General features: G+C 49.6%; 19 protein-coding genes. 6 read left to right on the plus strand and 13 right to left on the minus strand.

Going from position 1 to position 21439, the window contains the following annotated elements; translation table 11 throughout:
• The first annotated feature begins 122 nt into the window (after positions 1–122).
• The 4 genes from scpA to scpC are packed head-to-tail and all read left to right on the plus strand — an operon-like array spanning position 123 to position 5555.
• Complete coding sequence (scpA, locus tag D9734_RS12615) at positions 123–2267, plus strand: methylmalonyl-CoA mutase (RefSeq protein ID WP_130207855.1); 2145 nt, start codon at positions 123–125, stop codon at positions 2265–2267.
• The gene (meaB, locus tag D9734_RS12620) at positions 2260–3255 is read left to right on the plus strand and encodes a methylmalonyl Co-A mutase-associated GTPase MeaB (protein WP_130207857.1); all 996 of its coding nucleotides are present in this window, start codon (positions 2260–2262) and stop codon (positions 3253–3255) included. The genes scpA and meaB overlap by 8 nt, the downstream gene beginning before the upstream one ends.
• Before the next feature lie 10 nt (positions 3256–3265).
• Positions 3266–4051, plus strand: a complete 786-nt coding sequence (gene scpB / locus D9734_RS12625; protein WP_130207859.1) for a methylmalonyl-CoA decarboxylase — start codon at positions 3266–3268, stop codon at positions 4049–4051.
• Positions 4052–4076: 25 nt separating this feature from the next.
• The gene (gene scpC / locus D9734_RS12630) at positions 4077–5555 is read left to right on the plus strand and encodes a propionyl-CoA:succinate CoA transferase (RefSeq protein WP_130207861.1); all 1479 of its coding nucleotides are present in this window, start codon (positions 4077–4079) and stop codon (positions 5553–5555) included.
• Here the strand turns inward: scpC and D9734_RS12635 are convergent.
• The 3 genes from D9734_RS12635 to argO form a co-directional block, all read right to left on the minus strand.
• Positions 5552–6448, minus strand: a complete 897-nt coding sequence (locus D9734_RS12635; protein ID WP_130207863.1) for a LysR family transcriptional regulator — start codon at positions 6446–6448, stop codon at positions 5552–5554. The genes scpC and D9734_RS12635 overlap by 4 nt on opposite strands.
• 170 nt (positions 6449–6618) lie before the next feature.
• Positions 6619–7359, minus strand: a complete 741-nt coding sequence (locus D9734_RS12640; protein ID WP_064529765.1) for an oxidative stress defense protein — start codon at positions 7357–7359, stop codon at positions 6619–6621.
• A gap of 92 nt (positions 7360–7451) precedes the next feature.
• The gene (gene argO / locus D9734_RS12645; protein ID WP_130207865.1) at positions 7452–8087 is read right to left on the minus strand and encodes an arginine exporter ArgO; all 636 of its coding nucleotides are present in this window, start codon (positions 8085–8087) and stop codon (positions 7452–7454) included.
• 215 nt (positions 8088–8302) lie between these two features.
• Here argO and D9734_RS12650 point away from each other — a divergent pair, with 215 nt between their 5' ends.
• Positions 8303–9232 (plus strand): hypothetical protein, encoded by a 930-nt coding sequence (locus tag D9734_RS12650; RefSeq protein WP_130207867.1) that lies wholly within the window; start codon positions 8303–8305, stop codon positions 9230–9232.
• Positions 9233–9271: 39 nt separating this feature from the next.
• Here the strand turns inward: D9734_RS12650 and mscS are convergent, their stop codons facing one another.
• The 10 genes from mscS to cmtB form a co-directional block, all read right to left on the minus strand.
• On the minus strand, positions 9272–10129 hold the full coding sequence (gene mscS, locus D9734_RS12655; RefSeq protein WP_130207869.1) for a small-conductance mechanosensitive channel MscS: 858 nt from the start codon (positions 10127–10129) through the stop codon (positions 9272–9274).
• A 692-nt stretch (positions 10130–10821) separates the two neighbouring features.
• Positions 10822–11901, minus strand: coding sequence for a class II fructose-bisphosphate aldolase (gene fbaA / locus D9734_RS12660; RefSeq protein WP_000034372.1), 1080 nt, complete (start codon positions 11899–11901; stop codon positions 10822–10824).
• Positions 11902–12042: 141 nt separating this feature from the next.
• Positions 12043–13206 (minus strand): phosphoglycerate kinase, encoded by a 1164-nt coding sequence (gene pgk, locus D9734_RS12665; RefSeq protein WP_000111269.1) that lies wholly within the window; start codon positions 13204–13206, stop codon positions 12043–12045.
• A gap of 49 nt (positions 13207–13255) precedes the next feature.
• Positions 13256–14275 (minus strand): erythrose-4-phosphate dehydrogenase, encoded by a 1020-nt coding sequence (gene epd / locus D9734_RS12670; RefSeq protein WP_130207871.1) that lies wholly within the window; start codon positions 14273–14275, stop codon positions 13256–13258.
• Between the two features lie 303 nt (positions 14276–14578).
• Positions 14579–15307 carry a nucleoside/nucleotide kinase family protein gene (locus D9734_RS12675; RefSeq protein ID WP_130207873.1) on the minus strand — a complete coding sequence of 243 codons (729 nt, stop codon included), beginning with the start codon at positions 15305–15307 and terminating at the stop codon, positions 14579–14581.
• On the minus strand, positions 15304–15813 hold the full coding sequence (fumE, locus tag D9734_RS12680; protein WP_130207875.1) for a fumarase E: 510 nt from the start codon (positions 15811–15813) through the stop codon (positions 15304–15306). Before fumE ends, D9734_RS12675 begins: the two co-directional genes overlap by 4 nt.
• Before the next feature lie 21 nt (positions 15814–15834).
• A complete protein-coding gene (gene glpX / locus D9734_RS12685; protein WP_130207877.1) occupies positions 15835–16800 on the minus strand; it encodes a class II fructose-bisphosphatase in 966 nt (321 codons plus the stop codon).
• Entirely contained in the window at positions 16797–18074 is a 1278-nt protein-coding gene (locus tag D9734_RS12690) for a zinc-binding dehydrogenase (protein ID WP_130207879.1), read from the minus strand. Before D9734_RS12690 ends, glpX begins: the two co-directional genes overlap by 4 nt.
• Before the next feature lie 14 nt (positions 18075–18088).
• Positions 18089–19477 (minus strand): PTS mannitol transporter subunit IICB, encoded by a 1389-nt coding sequence (cmtA, locus tag D9734_RS12695; protein WP_130207881.1) that lies wholly within the window; start codon positions 19475–19477, stop codon positions 18089–18091.
• A gap of 27 nt (positions 19478–19504) precedes the next feature.
• Positions 19505–19948, minus strand: coding sequence for a PTS mannitol transporter subunit IIA (cmtB, locus tag D9734_RS12700; protein ID WP_130207883.1), 444 nt, complete (start codon positions 19946–19948; stop codon positions 19505–19507).
• A 377-nt stretch (positions 19949–20325) separates the two neighbouring features.
• Here cmtB and D9734_RS12710 point away from each other — a divergent pair, with 377 nt between their 5' ends.
• Positions 20326–21234, plus strand: coding sequence for a prohibitin family protein (locus tag D9734_RS12710; RefSeq protein ID WP_000646923.1), 909 nt, complete (start codon positions 20326–20328; stop codon positions 21232–21234).
• The last annotated feature ends 205 nt before the right edge of the window (positions 21235–21439 follow it).

The following is a 21439-nucleotide window of genomic DNA, read 5'->3' on the forward strand; positions in this document are numbered from 1 at the left end:
ACAAATCTCACACGGCAAAAAACGACGCCCCATTCCATTTTTTTTGCTGGCGACAAACCCGTATAAAAAGCTCACCGTAAGCGCAAACACCCTCATTTTTATTGCGTTTTATGGAGCAAATAATGTCAAACGTGCAAGAGTGGCAACAGCTTGCCAACAAGGAGTTGAGCCGTCGGGAGAAAACCGTCGACTCACTGGTTCAGCAAACGGCGGAAGGGATCGCCATCAAGCCACTGTATACCGAAGCCGATCTCGACAATCTGGAAGTGACCGGTACCCTTCCTGGCTTGCCGCCGTACGTTCGTGGTCCCCGCGCCACCATGTATACCGCCCAACCGTGGACCATCCGTCAGTATGCCGGTTTCTCGACAGCCAAAGAGTCCAACGCTTTTTATCGCCGTAACCTGGCTGCCGGGCAAAAAGGTCTTTCCGTGGCGTTTGACCTTGCCACCCACCGTGGCTACGACTCCGATAACCCGCGCGTGGCGGGCGATGTTGGCAAAGCGGGCGTCGCTATCGACACCGTAGAAGATATGAAAGTGCTCTTCGACCAAATCCCGCTGGATAAAATGTCGGTTTCGATGACCATGAACGGCGCAGTCCTGCCAGTGCTGGCCTTTTATATCGTGGCGGCAGAAGAGCAAGGCGTTCCCCCCGATAAACTGACGGGTACAATTCAGAACGATATCCTCAAAGAGTACCTCTGCCGCAATACCTATATTTACCCACCGAAACCTTCTATGCGCATTATCGCTGACATTATCGCCTGGTGTTCCGGCAATATGCCGCGCTTCAATACCATTAGCATCAGCGGCTACCACATGGGCGAAGCCGGTGCGAACTGTGTGCAACAGGTGGCGTTTACTCTCGCCGATGGGATTGAGTACATCAAAGCAGCTCTCTCTGCTGGCTTAAAAATTGATGACTTCGCCCCGCGCCTGTCGTTCTTCTTTGGTATCGGCATGGACCTGTTTATGAACGTCGCCATGCTGCGCGCCGCACGCTATCTCTGGAGCGAAGCAGTAAGCGGGTTTGGTGCTAAAGATCCGAAATCGCTGGCGCTACGCACCCACTGTCAAACCTCCGGCTGGAGTCTCACCGAACAGGATCCGTATAACAACGTTATCCGCACCACCATTGAAGCGTTGGCAGCTACCCTTGGCGGAACCCAGTCGCTGCATACAAATGCCTTTGATGAAGCGCTTGGTTTGCCGACCGATTTTTCGGCACGTATTGCCCGTAACACCCAGATCATTATTCAGGAAGAGTCAGAACTCTGTCGCACCGTCGATCCGCTGGCCGGTTCTTATTACGTTGAGTCACTAACCGATCAGATCGTGAAACAGGCCAGAGCCATCATTGATCAGATCGACGAAGCCGGAGGCATGGCGAAGGCGATCGAAGCAGGTCTGCCAAAAAGGATGATCGAAGAAGCGTCTGCTCGTGAACAGTCGTTGATCGACCAGGGCAAACGCGTGATCGTCGGCGTCAACAAGTACAAACTGGATCACGAAGATGAAACTGATGTCCTTGAAATCGACAACGTGATGGTGCGTAACGAGCAAATTGCTTCGCTGGAACGCATTCGCGCCACCCGTGATGATGCCGCCGTAACCGCCGCGTTGAACGCTCTGACTCACGCTGCACAGCATAACGAAAACCTGCTGGCTGCCGCTGTTAATGCGGCTCGCGTTCGCGCGACGCTGGGTGAAATATCCGATGCGCTGGAAGCCGCTTTTGACCGTTATCTGGTACCGAGCCAGTGTGTTACCGGTGTCATTGCGCAAAGCTATCATCAGTCGGAAAAATCAGCCTTCGAGTTTGATGCCATTGTTGCGCAAACGGAGCTGTTCCTTGCCGACAATGGTCGTCGCCCGCGCATTCTGATCGCCAAAATGGGACAAGATGGACACGATCGCGGAGCGAAAGTCATTGCCAGCGCCTATTCCGATCTTGGTTTCGACGTTGATTTGAGTCCCATGTTCTCCACGCCGGAAGAGATCGCCCGCCTGGCAGTGGAAAACGACGTTCATGTGGTGGGCGCATCCTCGCTTGCAGCAGGACATAAAACGCTGATCCCGGAACTGGTTGAAGCCCTGAAAAAATGGGGGCGCGAAGATATTTGCGTGGTCGCCGGTGGCGTTATTCCGCCGCAAGATTATGCCTTCCTGCAAGAGCGTGGCGTGGCGGCGATTTATGGTCCTGGTACTCCCATGCTCGACAGCGTGCGTGATGTGCTCAACCGGATTAGCCAACATCATGATTAACGAAGCCACGCTGGCAGACAGCATTCGACGCCTACGTCTGGGTGAGCGAGCCACGCTCGCCCAGGCCATGACGCTGGTTGAGAGCCGTCACCCTCGCCATCAGGCACTCAGCACTCAACTGCTTGATGCCATCATGCCGTTTTGTGGCAACGCCCTGCGACTGGGCGTTACCGGCACGCCAGGAGCAGGAAAAAGTACCTTTCTTGAAGCCTTTGGCATGTTACTGATTCGCCAGGGGCTTAAGGTCGCGGTTATCGCGGTCGATCCCAGCAGTCCAGTGACCGGTGGCAGCATCCTTGGGGATAAGACTCGCATGACCGAACTGGCGCGTGCCGATGCAGCGTTTATTCGCCCGGTTCCGTCATCTGGTCACCTTGGCGGCGCCAGTCAGCGGGCGCGGGAGTTAATGCTGTTATGTGAAGCGGCGGGTTATGACGTGGTGATCGTTGAAACCGTCGGCGTCGGGCAGTCAGAAACGGAAGTCGCCCGCATGGTGGACTGCTTTATCTCGCTACAGATTGCCGGTGGTGGCGATGATCTCCAGGGCATTAAAAAGGGTTTGATGGAGATGGCGGATCTGATTGTCATCAACAAAGATGATGGTGATAACCACACCAATGTTGCCATTGCCCGCCATATGTACGAAAGCGCTCTGCATATTTTGCGCCGCAAATATGACGAATGGCAGCCACAGGTCCTCACCTGTAGCGCACTGGAAAAATGCGGTATCGATGAGATATGGCGCGCAATTATCGATTTCAAAACCGCACTGACTACCAGCGGTCGTTTACAACAGGTGCGGCAACAACAATCGGTGGAATGGCTGCGTAAACAGACCGAAGAAGAAGTGCTACGCCACCTGTTCACTAATGAAGATTTCGATCGCTATTACAGCCAAACGCTACTAGCGGTCAAAAATAATATGCTCTCGCCGCGCACAGGTTTGCGGCAGCTCAGTGATTTTATCCAGACTCAATATTTTAATTAAGGGAATTTTTATGTCTTATCAGTATGTTAATGTAGCCATCATCAACAAAGTGGCGGTCATTGAGTTTAACTATGCCCGCAAACTCAATGCGTTAAGTAAAGTCTTTATTGATGACCTGATTCAGGCATTAAACGATCTCAATCGTCCAGAAATCCGCTGCATCATTCTGCGTGCCCCAAGTGGTTCCAAAGTCTTTTCCGCAGGTCACGACATTCATGAGTTGCCGTCAGGAGGTCGCGATCCGCTCTCTTACGATGATCCGCTACGTCAAATTACCCGCGTGATCCAAAAATGCCCTAAACCAGTAATTTCGATGGTCGAAGGTAGCGTCTGGGGTGGCGCATTTGAAATGATCATGAGCTCTGATCTGATCATCGCCGCCAGTACATCTACCTTCTCAATGACGCCAGTCAACCTGGGCGTACCGTATAACCTGGTGGGGATCCACAACCTGACTCGCGACGCGGGCTTCCACATTGTCAAAGAGCTGATTTTTACCGCTTCGCCAATCACCGCCCAACGCGCGCTGGCTGTTGGCATTCTTAACCACGTTGTTGAGGCCGATGAACTTGAAGATTTCACCTTACAAACGGCTCACCACATTTCCGAAAAAGCACCGTTAGCCATTGCAGTAATCAAGGAAGAGCTGCGCGTGTTGGGTGAAGCGCACACTATGAATTCAGATGAATTTGAGCGTATTCAAGGGATGCGCCGGGCGGTTTATGACAGCGAAGATTATCAGGAAGGTATGAACGCCTTCCTGGAAAAACGTAAACCTAATTTCGTCGGTCATTAATGATCCACGAACTAAGGAGCAAAGGATGAATATTACCCGGACAAGGATGACCGCCGATGAAGCGGCGGAAATAATCCAGCACAACGATATGGTGGCATTCAGTGGTTTTACCCCTGCGGGTTCGCCCAAGGCTCTTCCTGTCGCCATTGCCCGTCGCGCCAATGAACAACATGAGGCGAAAAAACCGTATCAAATTCGCCTGCTGACCGGAGCGTCGATTAGCGCCGCCGCCGATGACATACTCTCTGAAGCTGACGCCGTTTCATGGCGCGCGCCATACCAGACATCATTGGGATTGCGTAAAAAGATCAATCAGGGATCGGTTAGTTTTGTTGATCTGCATTTGAGCGAAGTTGCGCAAATGGTCAACTACGGCTTTTTCGGCGACATCGATGTTGCGGTAATTGAAGCCTCAGCCCTCGCTCCGGATGGTCGCGTCTGGTTAACCAGTGGGATCGGTAATGCCCCGACCTGGTTGCTGCACGCAAAGAAAGTGATCATTGAACTCAATCATTATCACGATCCGCGCGTTGCAGAACTGGCAGATATTGTGACTCCTGGCGCACCACCGCGGCGCAATAGCGTGTCGATCTTCCATGCGATGGATCGCGTCGGTACCCGCTATGTACAAATCGATCCGAAAAAAATTGTCGCCGTCGTGGAAACTAACTTACCTGATGCAGGTAACTCGCTGGATAAACAAAATCCTGTGTGCCAGCAAATCGCCGACAATGTGGTCACCTTCTTGTTGCGTGAAATGGCGCAGGGGCGTATTCCACGGGAATTTCTGCCACTGCAAAGCGGGGTAGGCAACATCAATAATGCGGTAATGGCGCGTCTGGGGGAAAACCCGGAAATTCCTCCGTTTATGATGTATTCGGAAGTGCTACAGGAGTCTGTGGTTCATCTTCTGGAAACCGGCAAAATTACCGGGGCCAGCGCCTCCAGTCTGACAATTTCTGCCGATTCACTGCGCAAGATTTACGCCAATATGGATTACTTCGCCAGTCGCATTGTGTTACGTCCGCAAGAAATTTCCAATAATCCAGAAATTATCCGCCGCCTTGGTGTTATCGCTCTGAATGTCGGCCTCGAGTTTGATATTTACGGACACGCCAACTCCACGCACGTCGTCGGCGTTAATTTAATGAATGGTATCGGCGGTAGCGGTGATTTTGAACGCAACGCGTATCTGTCGATCTTTATGGCACCGTCGATTGCTAAAGAAGGCAAGATCTCAACCATCGTGCCTATGTGCAGCCATGTTGATCACAGCGAACACAGCGTGAAAGTGATCATCACAGAACAAGGGATCGCCGACTTACGTGGCCTCTCCCCACTTCAGCGCGCGCGCACTATCATCGATAACTGCGCACATCCGATGTACCGTGACTATCTGCATCGCTATCTGGAGAATGCACCCGGCGGGCATATTCACCACGATCTTAGCCACGTTTTCGATCTGCATCGCAATTTGATCGAAACGGGCTCAATGCTAGGTTAATCGCTCGTACCGTCACGATCTTCAGCAATTTGCTGTAGCAGCGTGGCGGTATAGCGATGATTTTTCAGTGAATAAAGGTATTCCTGCATATACATTGGCGTATGCGGTGCATCAAAATATTTCAACGTAGCTGGGTTCACCAGCCGCCATGCAAAATGTGGGATCACCGTAAGAAAATGTCCGTGCTCAACGGCGCTGATTTTGGCCATAAAACTGTATGGGCGATAAATAATTGTTGGATTGATCCCACAAGGGCGCATGTTCGCATCAATCATCGCTTCATAATTAGCACGGTTTTGAAAGCGCATCTGTAACCAGGGCAACTCCTGTAACAACTCCTGCTCCTGACGCTCTTCATAACGGCGAGAAACGAGAAACCCCAGTCGCAGCGGCGGCAGTTCACTCATTGTTAGATTATCCAACCCGTGTACACGAGCGGAAACATGCTGCGGAGAGATAATAAAATCAAGCTGACGATAGAAGAGATTGTCGATAACCTCATTTTCGCTGAATTCAACCGGCTGGGCCGTCACGCCTTCATACTTATCACCCAGGCTAATTAACTGATCAAAAATAATCGTCGGATAGGTATTATCGATACCTATCACAATTTCACGAGAACGACGTCCAGAATTATGAATTTCATTATCGATCGCAGAAAGCCGTTGGTAAACCGGGAAAAGCTTTTGATAAAGCTCCTGCCCGGCTTTATTAAGGCTGATGTTATTATCTTTACGGGTAAATAATGTATAACCAATTTGCTCCTCTAGCGCGGCAATACTTTTGCCGAACGGTGAAGCAGTCATATGTAACTTTTCTGCCGCTCGGGCAATATTATTGGTTTGTGCTAATAAAATAAAATTGCGCATCTTTTTCGAAATAAAAATATCCATCGCCGCTTCCTCCAAACATCCCTGTCCGCTTAACCGTTTCAGTAAGTTAATCCTTAATGAAATCGCAAGCAAAGATAGGTGTTTACGTCATGGTTTTACAGAAAATTACAGAAAAAAGAGGCGATATCAGATAAAGACATTAGCCCGACAAATGAGTCGGGCTACAGGTATTATTGTGCGGCAGGTGTTTTAGCGGGTTGTTGATCCACTGGTTCTAACTGAAAGACCACATCGACCTGATCATCAAACTGAATAGCGGCCTGCTCGTATGTTTCCTGGGCGGAAACCGGCGCGGCATCGGCTTTCATCATGCGTACCATTGGGCTGGGCTGATAATTGGAAACATGGTAGCGCACGCTATATACCGGCCCCAGTTTGCGATTAAAGCCGTTCGCCAGCTCCTGAGCCTGATGAATCGCGTTATCAATCGCTGCCTTACGCGCTTTGTCTTTATAGGCATCTGGCTGTGCCACGCCCAACGACACAGAACGAATTTCGTTGAGTCCGGCCTTCAGCGCGCCATCCAGCAAGGAATTCAGTTTGTCTAACTGACGAAGCGTGACTTCCACCGTTCTCACGGCACGATAGCCTTTCAGGATACTTTTACCATCCTGGTAATCGTAGTCTGGCTGGGTACGCAAATTCGCGGAACTGATATCTTTTTTCGCGATCTGATTGAGTTCAAGGAAAGAGATATATTGCGCGACACGCTCATCCGCCTGCTTCTTGGCAGAAGCGGCATCCTTCGCCGTCACGTTAACTTCAATAGCAAGAATAGCGATATCTGGCACCGCATCAACGCTTGCCGTTCCTGAAGTGACAATGTGCGGACCATCCGGTAGTTCATTGGCCTGCACAGCCATCCCGCTGAAACCCATCAATGCCGCCAGGGCGATAACTTTGAACTTCACGTTAGTCTCTCCGTGTTAATTGACTTGCCCAAAATTCAGGACCTCTGGAGGCAAGCTTAGCGTCTCTGTTTTATTTTTCCATCAGATAGCGCCTAACTGAACAAGGCTTGTGCATGAGCAACACCCTCTTTCGCCAGTTGTAGGGCGATAATCCACATAACGCAGCCCACCACGAGATTGATAATGCGCTGCGCTTTGGCGGTACGCAAACGCGGCGCCAGCCAGGCGGCTAATAACGCCAGACCAAAAAACCACAGGAAAGAGGCACTGATCGTCCCGAGCGCAAACCAGCGTTTTGGTTCTACATCAAGCTGTCCGCCCAGGCTGCCTAATACCACAAAGGTATCCAGGTAAACATGTGGATTCAGCCAGGTCACCGCCAGCATGGTGGCGATAATTTTCCATCTGCCTTGCTTCATGACTTCAGCACTGACCAGCTCAATATTGCTGCTCATCGCCGTTTTAAAAGCACCAAAGCCATACCACAGCAAGAAGGCCACACCGCCCCAGGTCACCAGCGCCAGCAACCACGGTGACTGCATCAATAACGCGCTACCACCAAAAATCCCGGCACAAATCAGGACCAAATCGCTTATCGCGCAGAGCAAAGCAATCATAATGTGGTACTGACGACGAATGCCCTGATTCATCACAAAAGCATTTTGCGGGCCAAGCGGCAGAATCATAGCAGCACCAAGTGCAAGACCTTGAAAATAATAAGAAAACACGTTGAATATTCCGAACTGATTATCTGATAAAGAGACTATAGCGCGGGATTGTTATTAGATAAAATTTATAATGCTAATAGCATATAAATAATTTTAATAAAAAAATAAATAATTCTATTCGGTAACTGATTTTAGGATAAAGATCTCATCATTCCCCCATAACATAAACGGCGTTATGGCTCTCTTTCCTGCTAGCGTTGTAAAGGACTAACACTATGCAAGCCTATGATCTCACTCTTCTCCCCTACCCTATCCACGAAAATATACCGCGCCAACAAGGTTGGTGCTTTGGCCTACCGCCAGGCATAACGCCCGAACAGTGGCCGCTGGATCCAAATAATGGTTTCCCATTGAATCATGGATTTACCCTGCTGTTGCCGGAAGATTATCGGATTTATGGGCCAGAGATTGTCGCGTTATCTTTCTTTGCTGTTGCGCCCGAGCACAACGATGGCGGAACACCATGTACAGAAGAAATATTGGATGTGTTTGAGAATTTTGAATCCTGCCCCCCACCTGAAGATCCAGATCTTTATGTTTTCTGGCAGGCAGAAAAGCAACGACATCCACGGCTATTTCGGATGGAAGATATATTAGGCTGTTCTTATGCGGTGATTTTACTCACCCAGCACGAGTTCAACGGCCCATTTTGTGAGCCGCCTGAACTTATACCTAACCACTATCGCGACCAGCAAGATACGCCAGAATGGCTGACTATTGGCAGTGCGTTTAGTTATTTTCAGGCTAACGTCAGGCCAAAAGATACGCCTGAAAGCAATTTTGTATACCGTAAAATGGGCACCATTCCTGAGCAGTCGCTGGCTTTCAATCTGGCGATTTCATGCGAGCCGCGCGCTTTTGATCCTAATGTGGGAATTAGCCCCACAGAAAGAAATAATATGGAATATCAGTCCATTCGTTATTTTTCTAAAGATGCAGAGGGAAAAAGTAAATGTGAAACTCACCGGTGGCATAGTGCACATCTGCACAATCATCTCGGTGGTTCAATGGCGCCCGTGCAGTCTATACCAAACGGAATGTCGCCTTATTATATTGAGTTTGAAGAGTATTTCGGTGGGTATAATTTCGGTGCAGGTAATGCCTGGCTGGACTTTAAAAATATGAGGTTTGATTTTAGTTGTTAAAAATGAGGGCTTATCACCTTGATAAGCCCTCGTACATAATTAGCTATTGCTCTCTTTCACCCGCTTGAAGTTCACATCCATTTGCGGATACGGGAAGCTGATGCCAGCAGCATCAAATTCACGTTTAATACGTTCCAGCACATCCCAGTACACGTTTTGCAGATCGCCACTGTTGCTCCAGGCACGAACGACGAAATTAATCGACGATGCGCCAAGTTCGTTCAGGCGTACTGTAATTTCACGATCTTTTAAAATACGATCTTCGGACTGAATAATATCGGTCAGGATCTGCTTAACCTGATCGATATCAGAATCATACGCTACGCCAATAATAAATTCGTTACGGCGCGCCGGCTCACGAGAGAAGTTAATAATATTACCGGCAATAATTTTACCGTTCGGAATAACAATTATTTTACCGTCTGCGGTACGCATGGTGGTGGAGAAAATCTGCACACTCTGCACAGTACCGGCAACGCCGCCGAGGTCAACATATTCTCCTGCACGGAACGGGCGAAACATAACCAGCAAAACGCCAGCAGCCAGGTTAGATAGTGACCCCTGCAAGGCCAGACCTACAGCTAAACCTGCGGCACCGAGTACGGCAATGACCGATGCGGTTTGTACGCCCACGCGGCCCAGTGCTGCAATTAACGTAAAGGCGATAATTGCGTAACGGATTAATGCAGAAAGAAAATCAGCAACGGTGGCATCGATTTTACGGGAGATCATCAGGCGATTCACCGCGTTGGAAATCATCCGCGCGATAATCAAACCAACGATGATGATCGCGAGTGCCGCCACGATGTTTACAGCATAACTCAGCAACAGCGCCTGGTTATTTACCAACCAGGATCCTGCGCCGTTTATGCTATCGACAACTTTCAAATCTTCCATTCAATATTCCTTTTCAACTGACTTAAATTGGAGAAACATACTCCGCCGCCTCACGACGGGCAGTCTGACAAGGGTAAACAATAAAGCATAATTTTGCCAAATAGATCACAGATTTCTTAAGTACATCACCTTGCTTTTGGCGAAAAAAAGGTCCGCAGAGCGGGCCTCAGACAGATGACAATGAGCGCTTTGTCATGCCGGATGCGGCGTGAACGCCTTATCCGGCCTACAAAACCTGAAAATTCAATATATTGCAGGATACGTGTAGGCCTGATAAGCGTAGCGCATCAGGCAATTTTGCTTTTGGCGAAAAAAAGACCCGCAGAGCGGGCCTCAGACAGATGACAAAGAGCGCTTTGTCATGCCGGATGCGGCGTGAACGCCTTATCCGACCTACAAAAACCTGCAAATTCAATATATTGCAGGATACGTGTAGGCCTGATAAGCGTAGCGCATCAGGCAATTTTGCTTTTGGCGAAAAAAAGTCCGCAGAGCGGGCCTCAGACAGATGACAATGTGCACTTTGTCATGCCGGATGCGGCGTGAACGCCTTATCCGACCTACAAAAACCTGCAAATTCAATATATTGCAGGACACTTGTAGGCCTGATAAGCGTAGCGCATCAGGCAATTTTGCTTTTGGCGAAAAAAAGACCCGCAGAGCGGGCCTTGAGATAAGCAGAGAGGAATATCTTACAGAACGTCGATCGCGTTCAGTTCCTGGAATGCTTTTTCCAGACGAGCGATCATCGAAGTCTGACCGGCACGCAGCCATACGCGCGGATCGTAGTATTTCTTGTTCGGCTGATCTTCGCCTTTCGGGTTGCCCAGCTGGCCCTGCAGGTAAGCTTCGTTCGCTTTGTAGTAGTTCAGTACACCTTCCCAGGTCGCCCATTGGGTGTCGGTATCGATGTTCATTTTAACTACACCGTAGCTTACGGAGTCTTTGATTTCCTGAGCAGTAGAACCGGAACCGCCGTGGAATACGAAGTTCAGGCTGTTGTGCGGCAGGTTGTGTTTCTTAGAAACATATTCCTGAGAGTCGCGCAGGATGGTCGGAGTCAGAACAACGTTACCCGGCTTGTAAACACCGTGTACGTTACCGAAGGAAGCTGCGATGGTGAAGCGCGGGCTGATTTTGCTCAGCTCGGTGTATGCGTAATCAACGTCTTCCGGCTGGGTGTACAGTGCAGAAGCGTCCATGTGGCTGTTGTCCACGCCGTCTTCTTCACCACCGGTGCAACCCAGTTCGATTTCCAGAGTCATGCCGATTTTGGACATGCGCTCCAGGTATTTAGAGCAGATTTCGATGTTCTCTTGCAGAGATTCTTCAGACAGGTCGATCATGTGAGAAGAGAACAGCGGCTTACCGGTCGCAGCGAAGTGTTTTTCACCCGCGTCCAGCAGACCGTCGATCCACGGCAGCAGTTTCTTCGCGCAGTGGTCGGTATGCAGGATAACCGGAACACCATAGTGTTCAGCCATCTGGTGAACGTGATGCGCACCAGAGATCGCACCCAGGATAGCAGCGCCCTGCGGAACGTCAGATTTCACGCCTTTACCAGCGATAAAGGAAGCACCACCGTTGGAGAACTGAACGATAACCGGCGCTTTAACTTTAGCAGCGGTTTCCAGTACGGCGTTGATGGAGTCAGTACCGACGCAGTTTACTGCTGGCAGTGCGAAGTTGTTTTCTTTTGCTACCTGGAAAACTTTCTGTACGTCATCACCAGTGATTACGCCAGGTTTTACGAAATCAAAAATCTTAGACATGTCTCTTGTCCTGTATCGTCGGGCCTTATACTCGCCATACCTCAAGTTGCTGTGCTGCAACTCGAATTATTTAGAGTATGAAAAAGTGCGTGCTTTAAAAGCGCGCTGCAACAAGGGCAGGTTTCCCTGCCCTGTGATTTTTTACTTCTTAGCGCGCTCTTCGAGCATCGCTACTGCAGGCAGTACTTTACCTTCCACGAATTCGAGGAATGCGCCGCCGCCAGTGGAGATGTAGGAGATTTTGTCAGCAATGCCGAACAGGTCGATTGCTGCCAGAGTGTCGCCGCCGCCAGCGATGGAGAACGCTTCGCTGTCTGCGATAGCGTTAGCCACGATTTCAGTACCTTTGCGGAAGTTCGGGAATTCGAACACGCCAACCGGACCGTTCCACAGAATGGTTTTCGCATTCTTCAGGATTTCAGCCAGTTCCTGAGCGGAAGCATCACCGATATCCAGGATCTGCTCGTCAGCTTTCACATCGTTAACAGATTTCAGAGTAGCCGGAGCGGTTTCAGAGAACTCAGTCGCTACGCGAACATCAGACGGAACCGGGATGTTGCAGGTGGTCAGCAGACGTTTTGCTTCGTCAACCAGGTCAGCTTCGTACAGAGATTTACCCACATCGTGGCCTTGTGCCGCGATAAAGGTGTTAGCGATACCACCACCAACAATCAGCTGGTCAGCGATTTTAGACAGGGAGTCCAGAACGGTCAGTTTGGTAGATACTTTAGAACCACCAACGATAGCCACCATCGGGCGAGCAGGTTCTTTCAGTGCTTTACCCAGCGCGTCCAGTTCAGCTGCCAGCAGCGGGCCTGCGCACGCAACGTCAGCGAATTTACCGATACCGTGAGTAGAAGCTTGCGCGCGGTGAGCAGTACCGAATGCGTCCATTACGAACACGTCACACAGTGCAGCGTATTTTTTGGACAGGGTTTCGTCGTCTTTCTTCTCGCCTTTGTTGAAGCGAACGTTTTCCAGAACAACCAGTTCACCTTCAGCAACGTCAACGCCGTCGAGGTAATCTTTAACCAGACGAACTGGGTTAGACAGTTTGTCTTTCAGGTAGTTAACAACCGGCAGCAGAGAGAATTCTTCGTTGTACTCGCCTTCGGTAGGACGACCCAGGTGGGAAGTTACCATCACTTTCGCGCCTTGTTTCAGGGCCAGTTCGATGGTCGGCAGAGAAGCACGGATACGCGCGTCGCTGGTTACTTTCCCGTCTTTTACTGGTACGTTCAGATCCGCACGGATAAATACACGTTTCCCAGCAAGATCCAGATCGGTCATCTTAATTACAGACATGGTGAATCCTCTCGTTGATTCTAAAAGTTTTGCAGACGCTGCTTGCGTCTTACCTGAAAGCAACAGTAGCCATAGCTAACGTCGTGTCGAGCATTCGGTTAGCAAAGCCCCATTCGTTATCGCACCAGACCAACGTTTTGATCAGGTGTGCGCCACTGACCCGGGTTTGGGTGCCATCGACAATGGCACTGTGCGGATCGTGGTTAAAATCTACAGAGACCAACGGTAATTCCGTATAGTCAACTATACCATGAAATGCATCTTGTGCTGCTTTTTGCAGCAACAGGTTGACTTCATTGGCTTTTACAGGTTTCTTCACCGTCACGCTTAAATCGATTGCCGTCACATTTATGGTTGGCACACGTACCGCAATCGCTTCAAAGCGATCGTTAAATTGCGGAAAAAATCGTGTGATACCGGCGGCCAGTTTGGTATCGACCGGAATGATCGACTGGCTGGCTGCCCGGGTGCGGCGCAGGTCAGGATGGTATGCATCAATAACCTGTTGATCGTGCATGGCGGAGTGAATTGTAGTCACAGTGCCGGACTCAATACCGTACGCATCATCCAACAATTTGATGACAGGAATTATGCAATTCGTGGTACAGGAAGCGTTAGAAACGATGCGGTGTTCCGCACGAAGTTGATCCTGATTGACGCCGTAAACAACGGTCGCGTCGAGATCGTTACTGCCAGGATGTGAAAAGAGCACTTTTTTGGCCCCGGCGGCAATGTGCGCTTCGCCATGCTCGCGGGTGCCATATACGCCGGTGCAGTCGAGAACCACATCAACGCCTAGTTCACGCCAGGGAAGCGATTGCAGTGAACGTTCATGCAATACGCGGATGACATCATCACCAACAAAAAGTTGATCACGTTCCTCACGGACTTCCCATGCAAAACGGCCATGACTGGTGTCATATTTCAACAAATGCGCCATGCCCGCAGCATCCGCCAGTTCGTTGATTGCCACCACGGTAATTTCCGCCCGGCGTCCTGATTCATACAAAGCACGAACCACATTACGCCCGATGCGACCGAAGCCATTTATCGCTACGCGTACGGTCATAGATCTCCTGCAAGGCTTTCCCTGAGCAAATTTGCCAGACAGAGTAATCCAGCAAATCGTTCGGGGAAACCTTACCTGTCGCAAACTGCGACTGATTGGTTAATTGTCGAACATTTAATCGACTGAAACGCTTCAGCTAGGATAAGCGAAACATGGAATAAAAGGAATGATTGTCCAGTCAAAGAAGACAATTATCTGACTTGCGTCACGTTTTCCGGCCTGATGCGTTGGAATTTATTCCACTTTGCAGAATCACGAATAAGCGTAGCAAAATCTTTTCGTTGTGCCGTCATAAACCCTGACTTATATCAGAATATGACTGATGCAGCGTCGATATTCACCCGTAGCTGTCATCATTAAGGTCAAATTTGCAGGCAGACTCTCTTCAAGCACCCGGCGAACATTCGGACCGTCGGTACGTTCATAAAAGGCTTCTGCGTCTGCCAGCGATAACCCCCCCGCCAGCTTGCGCCCCACCAGCCGTTCACGCAATGCAGCTGCGGGCGCGTTGATAAAGATCGAAAAATCACAAAATTGCGCAAGCTGGCGCCACTTCTCATCATCCAGCAACAACCAGTTTCCTTCGACGATGATTATTGGTGCGGTAACGAGCAACGCATCTTCTACCGGATCATGTTTTTGTCGATCGTACTGCGGCCACGTACAATCCCCTTCCACGACCTGGCACAGATTTTCCGCCAGTTTCGCAACGTCGAATGTCTCTGGTGCACCTTTGAAGGGGCGTAATTGATGCGCATCCAGCCAGCTATTGTAATGATGAAAACCATCCATCGGGAGCGTCTGGATAGTGGGTAATTCAGGGTCTTGTTGCGCGAGATATTCCCAGAAGGTAGTTAATGTAGATTTACCCGTCCCCGGCGGAGCGCAAAGAAAAACCACCGTACGTCGCTGCGGATTTACCGCCTGTAAGGCCGCCAGCATACGCAGTAGCGGTTTATGTACATTCTCAATTTCATCATCAGAGTACTGCGCCTGTACCTTTAGTCCATTCACCGTCAGTTCGATTTTCACGGCGTTAATTCCTTTAAAGTTGTCGTTACTGCCAGCGTCAGCGCCGTTTTGACCATCCCGCTAAAACGCGCCTCTGACCAGACGGCGAAATCGGCGAACTTCATCGCTTTTAACGCATCATAGAGCGTCGCATTGCGGGTTATGCTATTGACGTTGCTGATAAAATCCCAGGTTATATCATCGGTAAATCCGGGCGTTTCATCCTGTTCGTTCAGGTAATGCCAGAACTGGGAAAAGTGCGTGATATCGGCATACAGCCATTTATCCATTTTCCCCAACGCATAAATCAAACGCAGCGCAACATCAATATCGTCAAGCGGGCCGCTTTGGGCGAGTAACGGCTTCACTGCATATTCGACGATCTCTTCATCGTTATCGACAAACAGCGACGGCAGAAACTGGCGTATCCCCAGGAGCAAAATAGAATGCGCAGTTTTCATAAATGACAATAAATTGTCCTGTGCGTCCAGTTGCTCAAGCACATCATCTTCTGTCAGCGTCGCCATTCGTCTTCCGATAGATCACCATCAATGCAGGGAGTCTATTATATTACACGTTTGGTCCGCGCCGCCGATCAGTAATGTCTGCGTCCGCACCCCATTCGCCGTCTGTTGGATACCGTTCACCAGCTCGCCGCTCGTCACGCCCGTAGCGCTAAAGAGGATATCGTTCCCCCTCACCAGTTCGTCGAGTGAGTACACACGGTTGACTTCAACACCCATATTCTTACAACGCTTACGCTCCTGTTCTGCGATTTGCCGATTTTCGGTGTAGTCACCTTTGGCCTGGCAAAAATCGATTAATTCCGCCTGCATATCCCCACCCAACGCTTTAACAGCACAGGCAGAAATAACGCCTTCCGGTGCGCCACCGATGGTGTACATCACATCGTAAGGATTATCCTGCCAGCAGGTCAGCACGCTGGCGGCGACATCGCCATCCGGCAGGGCAAAAACCTTCACGCCCAGCTGTGTTGCTTCCTCAATTGCGGCTCTCAGGCGCGGTTTATCCAGCGTAACCATGCGCAGCTTGTCCAGCGGTTTGCCTAACGCTTTCGCCACGTTGCGCAGGTTGTCCGCCAGGGGCAAAGACAGATCAATCACCCCGGCAGCCAGTCGATTAACAACCAGCTTTTTCATATACATATCGGGCGCATGTAACAGGCTATCTCGAGGGGCGAAAGCCATGACCGCCAGCGCATTGCTCTGCCCCATCGCCACCATCCGCGTGCCTTCAATGGGATCAACCGCGATATCGACTTCTGGCCCATCGCCTTTGCCCACCTCTTCGCCAATCCACAGCATCGGCGCATGGTCAATTTCTCCCTCGCCGATAACCACTCGCCCACGAAAAGCGACGTCGTTCAACGCCTGGCGCATCGCGGTGACCGCCAGGCCATCAATTTTATTTTTGTCGCCACAGCCGGTTTGCGGCCAGGCAGCCAACGCTGCCTGTTCCGTAACGCGAAATAATGGCCACGCCAGGAACATCATTGCGCGGCCTCCCCAATATCAACGCCAAATTGCGCCAGCAGATATTTCTCGGCCTGTTCATTCCAGATGCCGTGCGTTTCCTCAACCAGCCGCGCCAGCTCTTTAAACAGCGGATCGGTTTTGCCTTTTTCGGCAAAATCGGCAATGGCAGTGAGCGGCATGGTCACGCCGTTATAAATGAGTTTTTTGCCGCCGGGGATATCCGGCAGATTGAGCACGGTTTCTGGCACCGCATCCAGGCCACCGATATGGGTCACCATAAACGACGGCTGCAACTGCCCCGTGGCGCTAAGGGCAATCGCCTCTTTCATGTCGTCCGTTGAACCACCGGATGTACCGACGACGTGAGTGCTGTTGTAATGGACGTTGTAGAAATTAAACGGCACTTTGAAGTTTTTATCCGTCGGACCGGCAAAGAAGTTCAGGCAGCCATCTTCCGCCAGTAATTCATCCGCCATTTCAACAACAGCAGGCACCGCCGCATAAACAAAAATGTCATCGAACCCGGCATCATCCGTCAGCGCCCGTAGCATCTGGACAGGATCGCTCATCCCTTTGGTATTCACATACACCAGCTCAATGCCTTTACTGGCCGCCAGCTCCACTGGCAGCAACTTCTGCACCTGCGCCAGACGTTTGTCGTCGATATCGACCACCACCACCCGCGACGGTTGTATGCCGCCGTTAATGGCATAATCGATAGCGCCAATTCCCATCGGACCTGCACACGCCAGCAGTGCAATATTGCCGCCAGGTTTGACGCCCATGCGATGCTCATAAACATATTGCGTGGTGTGATAATTGGCATGATAAGCGCCAATAATGCAGCACATAGGCTCTGCCAGCGACGCCGCAGCAAAATAAGAGCCGTGATACGGTAATACGCAGCCCAAATTAATGGCTACCTCTGGAATAATCATATAGGTGGCGTTACCGCCAAAATATTCGTAGCTGTAGCCCGCTGAATATCCGCTTGGTAACCCCATCGCCGGTTGCAATACAAAACGCTGACCTTTTTTATATTTGTCGGTGAGATTTTTACCCACTTCGACAATAACCCCGGCACATTCATGCCCGGTAATGACCGGATGATTTTCTAAATCGTCGGGTACGCGTTTATGTTCACTACCGAGTAACGCCGCTTTCCAGGTCGATAAACAGACGCTGTCAGAAATTACACTCACTAACAGTTCATTATCGGTAATTTCTGGCAATTCAAATTCGCGCAGACGGACATCCCGCTTGCCATAAATAGCAGCAACTTTGGTTTTCATTTTTACCTCTGCAATCAGTTTTTATGTTCGGCGGTTAATTGATTAAATAAAGTGTCGAGTTTTGGATCGCCAATATAGTTATTAATCAATATCAGCGTTTTATCCGTCACACGTTTCACGCGCCCTTCCAGACTGGCATGAGTAACGACGATATCCGCATCCGCAGGCACGTTTTCTATGGCGTAATGTTTTACTTCAATTGCCAGCCCTGCTTTTTCCAGGCGTTTACGGAAGGTGGTTGCGCCCATCGCGCTGGAGCCCATCCCTGCATCGCAAACAAAGGCAATACGCTTAACACGGCTTAACGAGAATGCGCCTTCCTGCTTCATTGCTTTAACCGCATTGGCTGACTCGGTAAATTCATCTTCGCTCTCAGTCTCCACTGTTTTTTCCATCTTCAGTATCAGGGAAGTGATGACAAAGGACACCAGCGTGCCTACCGTAACTCCGGCAATTGTCGCCAGGAACGAGCCTTTCGGCGTCAGCGCCAGGTAAGCAAAGATAGAACCTGGGCTTGGGCCTGCAACCAGACCACCGTCCAGTAAGTTAAACATCCAGGTGCCAGACATACCGCCCGCAATCATGGCGATAATGGTCAACGGCTTCATCAGCACATACGGGAAATACAGTTCGTGGATCCCACCGAGGAAGTGAATAATCATCGCACCAGGTGCAGAGCGCTTACTCATCCCTTTACCAAACAGAGTGAATGCCAGCAGCAGTCCTAAGCCGGGCCCAGGGTTGGATGCCACCATAAAGAAGATGGATTTGCCATTAACTGATGCCTGTTGCATCCCCAGCGGATAATAGACGCCCTGATCTATCGCGTTATTGAGGAAAAGCACTTTCGCCGGTTCATTGATGACTGACAGCAAAGGCAGATAGCCTGCATGTACCAGTGCTTCAATACACTCTTTGACGAAAGTATTGGCAATTAACACCGCCGGGCCGATGACTTCAAAACCCAGCAGACAGAGAATCATCCCCGCGATACCTAATGAGAAGTTATTGATAACCATCTCAAAACCAGCAGGTATGCGTTTTTCCAGTGCTTTATCGACATATTTTATGACCAGCCCACCTAACGGTCCCATGATCATTGAGCCAAGGAACATCGGAATTTCAGCACCGACAATAACGCCAATCGTCCCTATTCCGCCCATGACCGCACCGCGTTTACCACCGACCAGATGACCACCTGTAGAACCAATTATCACGGGCAATAAATAGGTAATCATCGGGCCGACAATTTTGGCGAAATGTTCGTTAGGCAGCCAACCCGTAGGAATAAATAATGCAGTAATAAAACCCCAGGCAATAAAAGCACCAATATTGGGGATGACCATTGCCGTCAAAAAGCCCCCAAAAGCCTGGACCTTTGCACGAGCAGACTTGTTTTCCATAATATTATCCTGTAGAGGAGAGAGTAATTATCCGCGGTTGATTAAGTCCGCTAATTGTTTTTCTGATATTGCTGTTAATAGTTGTTCGAGTATTCCTTCTTCGCACAGTAATTCACTTAACGCCTGAATAGCGCCAATGTGCGAATCAGCATCGGCAGCCGAAAGCCCGATGAGTAATTTAATCGGTTCGTCATTCCCCGGGAAATACACTGGTCGTTCGAGTAATGTCAGTGACATCCCGGTTTTAAGCGCCCCACATTCCGGTCGCGCATGAGGCATTGCCACGCCTGTTGCGAGAATATAATAAGGGCCATTGTTAATGGTGGAATCTTTAATTGCCTGAATGTAATTCTCGCTGATATAGTTTTTATCCAGCAATGATACCATCGAGAAATCGATAGCTTCCTGCCAGTCTTTTGCTGAATGTATAACTGAGATTGATGATTCTGGAAAATAATCAATAAGCCGCATAAATTATCCTTATTTTATTTTTAGGGTACCGTCCGGCGGTAAAAATAAAATACTCGTGCGGTTTAATGAAAGCAATTGGGTACGCGAGAAGAAAAACCCCATAAACCAAAATAATAAAACCTTAAATAACAACAATATGAAATTGATATTTTTAAAGTCAACTTTGTATTTGTCATGTTTGTCACAAAATCAATATTTTGTTTGTTATTGTATTTGTGATGCATATCTCTATTTGTTTATTGAATGTTCGAAAACATACTTTTCTAATGCAATGTTTTTTCGCTATACCCCTTTATAGATTCTGAATTCTCACCTGTCGGCTGTTTTCTCCTCACCTCATGTGACATATTCCCATACTTTACTCAAGGAAGATTGTCATGAAAGCACCTGTTTCTATAACCTCATTTCGCCCACAAAAATCTATTGCTATCGCCATTGGCGTGCTTGCCGTGGTTGTGCTGCCATTTCTCTCGTATTACACCGTTAATGAAGGTGAACGCGGCATTTTGCTGCGCTACGGAAAAATCGTAAAAGTTGCCGAGCCGGGTCTGGGTTTTAAGATCCCTTTTATGGAAAGCGTGGAGAAAATTTCCACGCGTAATCAGGCTGTGGTCTATCAGGGATTACAGGCCTACAGCCGCGACCAGCAACCGGCACAAATGACAGTATCAGTCAGCTTCCACATAAAACCTTCAGAAGCAGGCGCGGTTTATACCACCTACAACACCATTGAAGCATTAAAAGATCGTCTGATTGTCCGTCAGTTGCCAACTCAACTGGAGAACGTTTTCGGCCAATATACCGCCATCAGCGCCGTACAGGATCGTACAAAACTGGTTCAGGATCTGCAAAATGCCATGCGCAAAGCCGTTGTTGGGCCAGTGGTAATTGACGGGGTCCAGATTGAAAACATCGATTTTTCTGACGCTTATGAAAAGTCGATTGAAGACCGAATGAAAGCAGAAGTCGCCATTGCCACGCGTAAGCAAAATCTGGAAACAGAGAAAATCCAGGCGCAAATTGCGGTAACTCAGGCCCAGGCAGAAGCAGACAGTAAACTGGCGGCAGCCAAAGCAGAAGCAGAGACTATTCGCGTAAGAGGCGCGGCCGAAGCTGAAACTATTCGTTTAAAAAGTGCGGCTGAAGCAGAAGCTATCCGCCTGCGCGGGGAAGCTCTGCGAGATAATCCCGGACTTGTTGCCCTCACCACTGCTGAGCGCTGGGACGGTAAGCTGCCCGATACCATGATTCCAGGTAGCACAGTTCCGTTTATCTCTACTAAGTAAAAAAAGGGCCGCTTTCGCGGCCCTTGAGAATGATGGCAAAGGCAAAACTGCCTGATGCGCTACGCTTATCAGGCCTACATACTTCCTGCAATATATTGAATTTGCACGATCTTGTAGGTCGGATAAGGCGTTCACGCCGCATCCGACATGAACAACGCGCACTTTGCCAATAATCTGAAGGGCCGCTTTCGCGGCCCTTCTCACA

The sequence above is a fragment of the Escherichia sp. E14S1 genome (genome assembly GCF_004211995.1).
Taxonomy (GTDB): Bacteria; Pseudomonadota; Gammaproteobacteria; order Enterobacterales; family Enterobacteriaceae; genus Escherichia.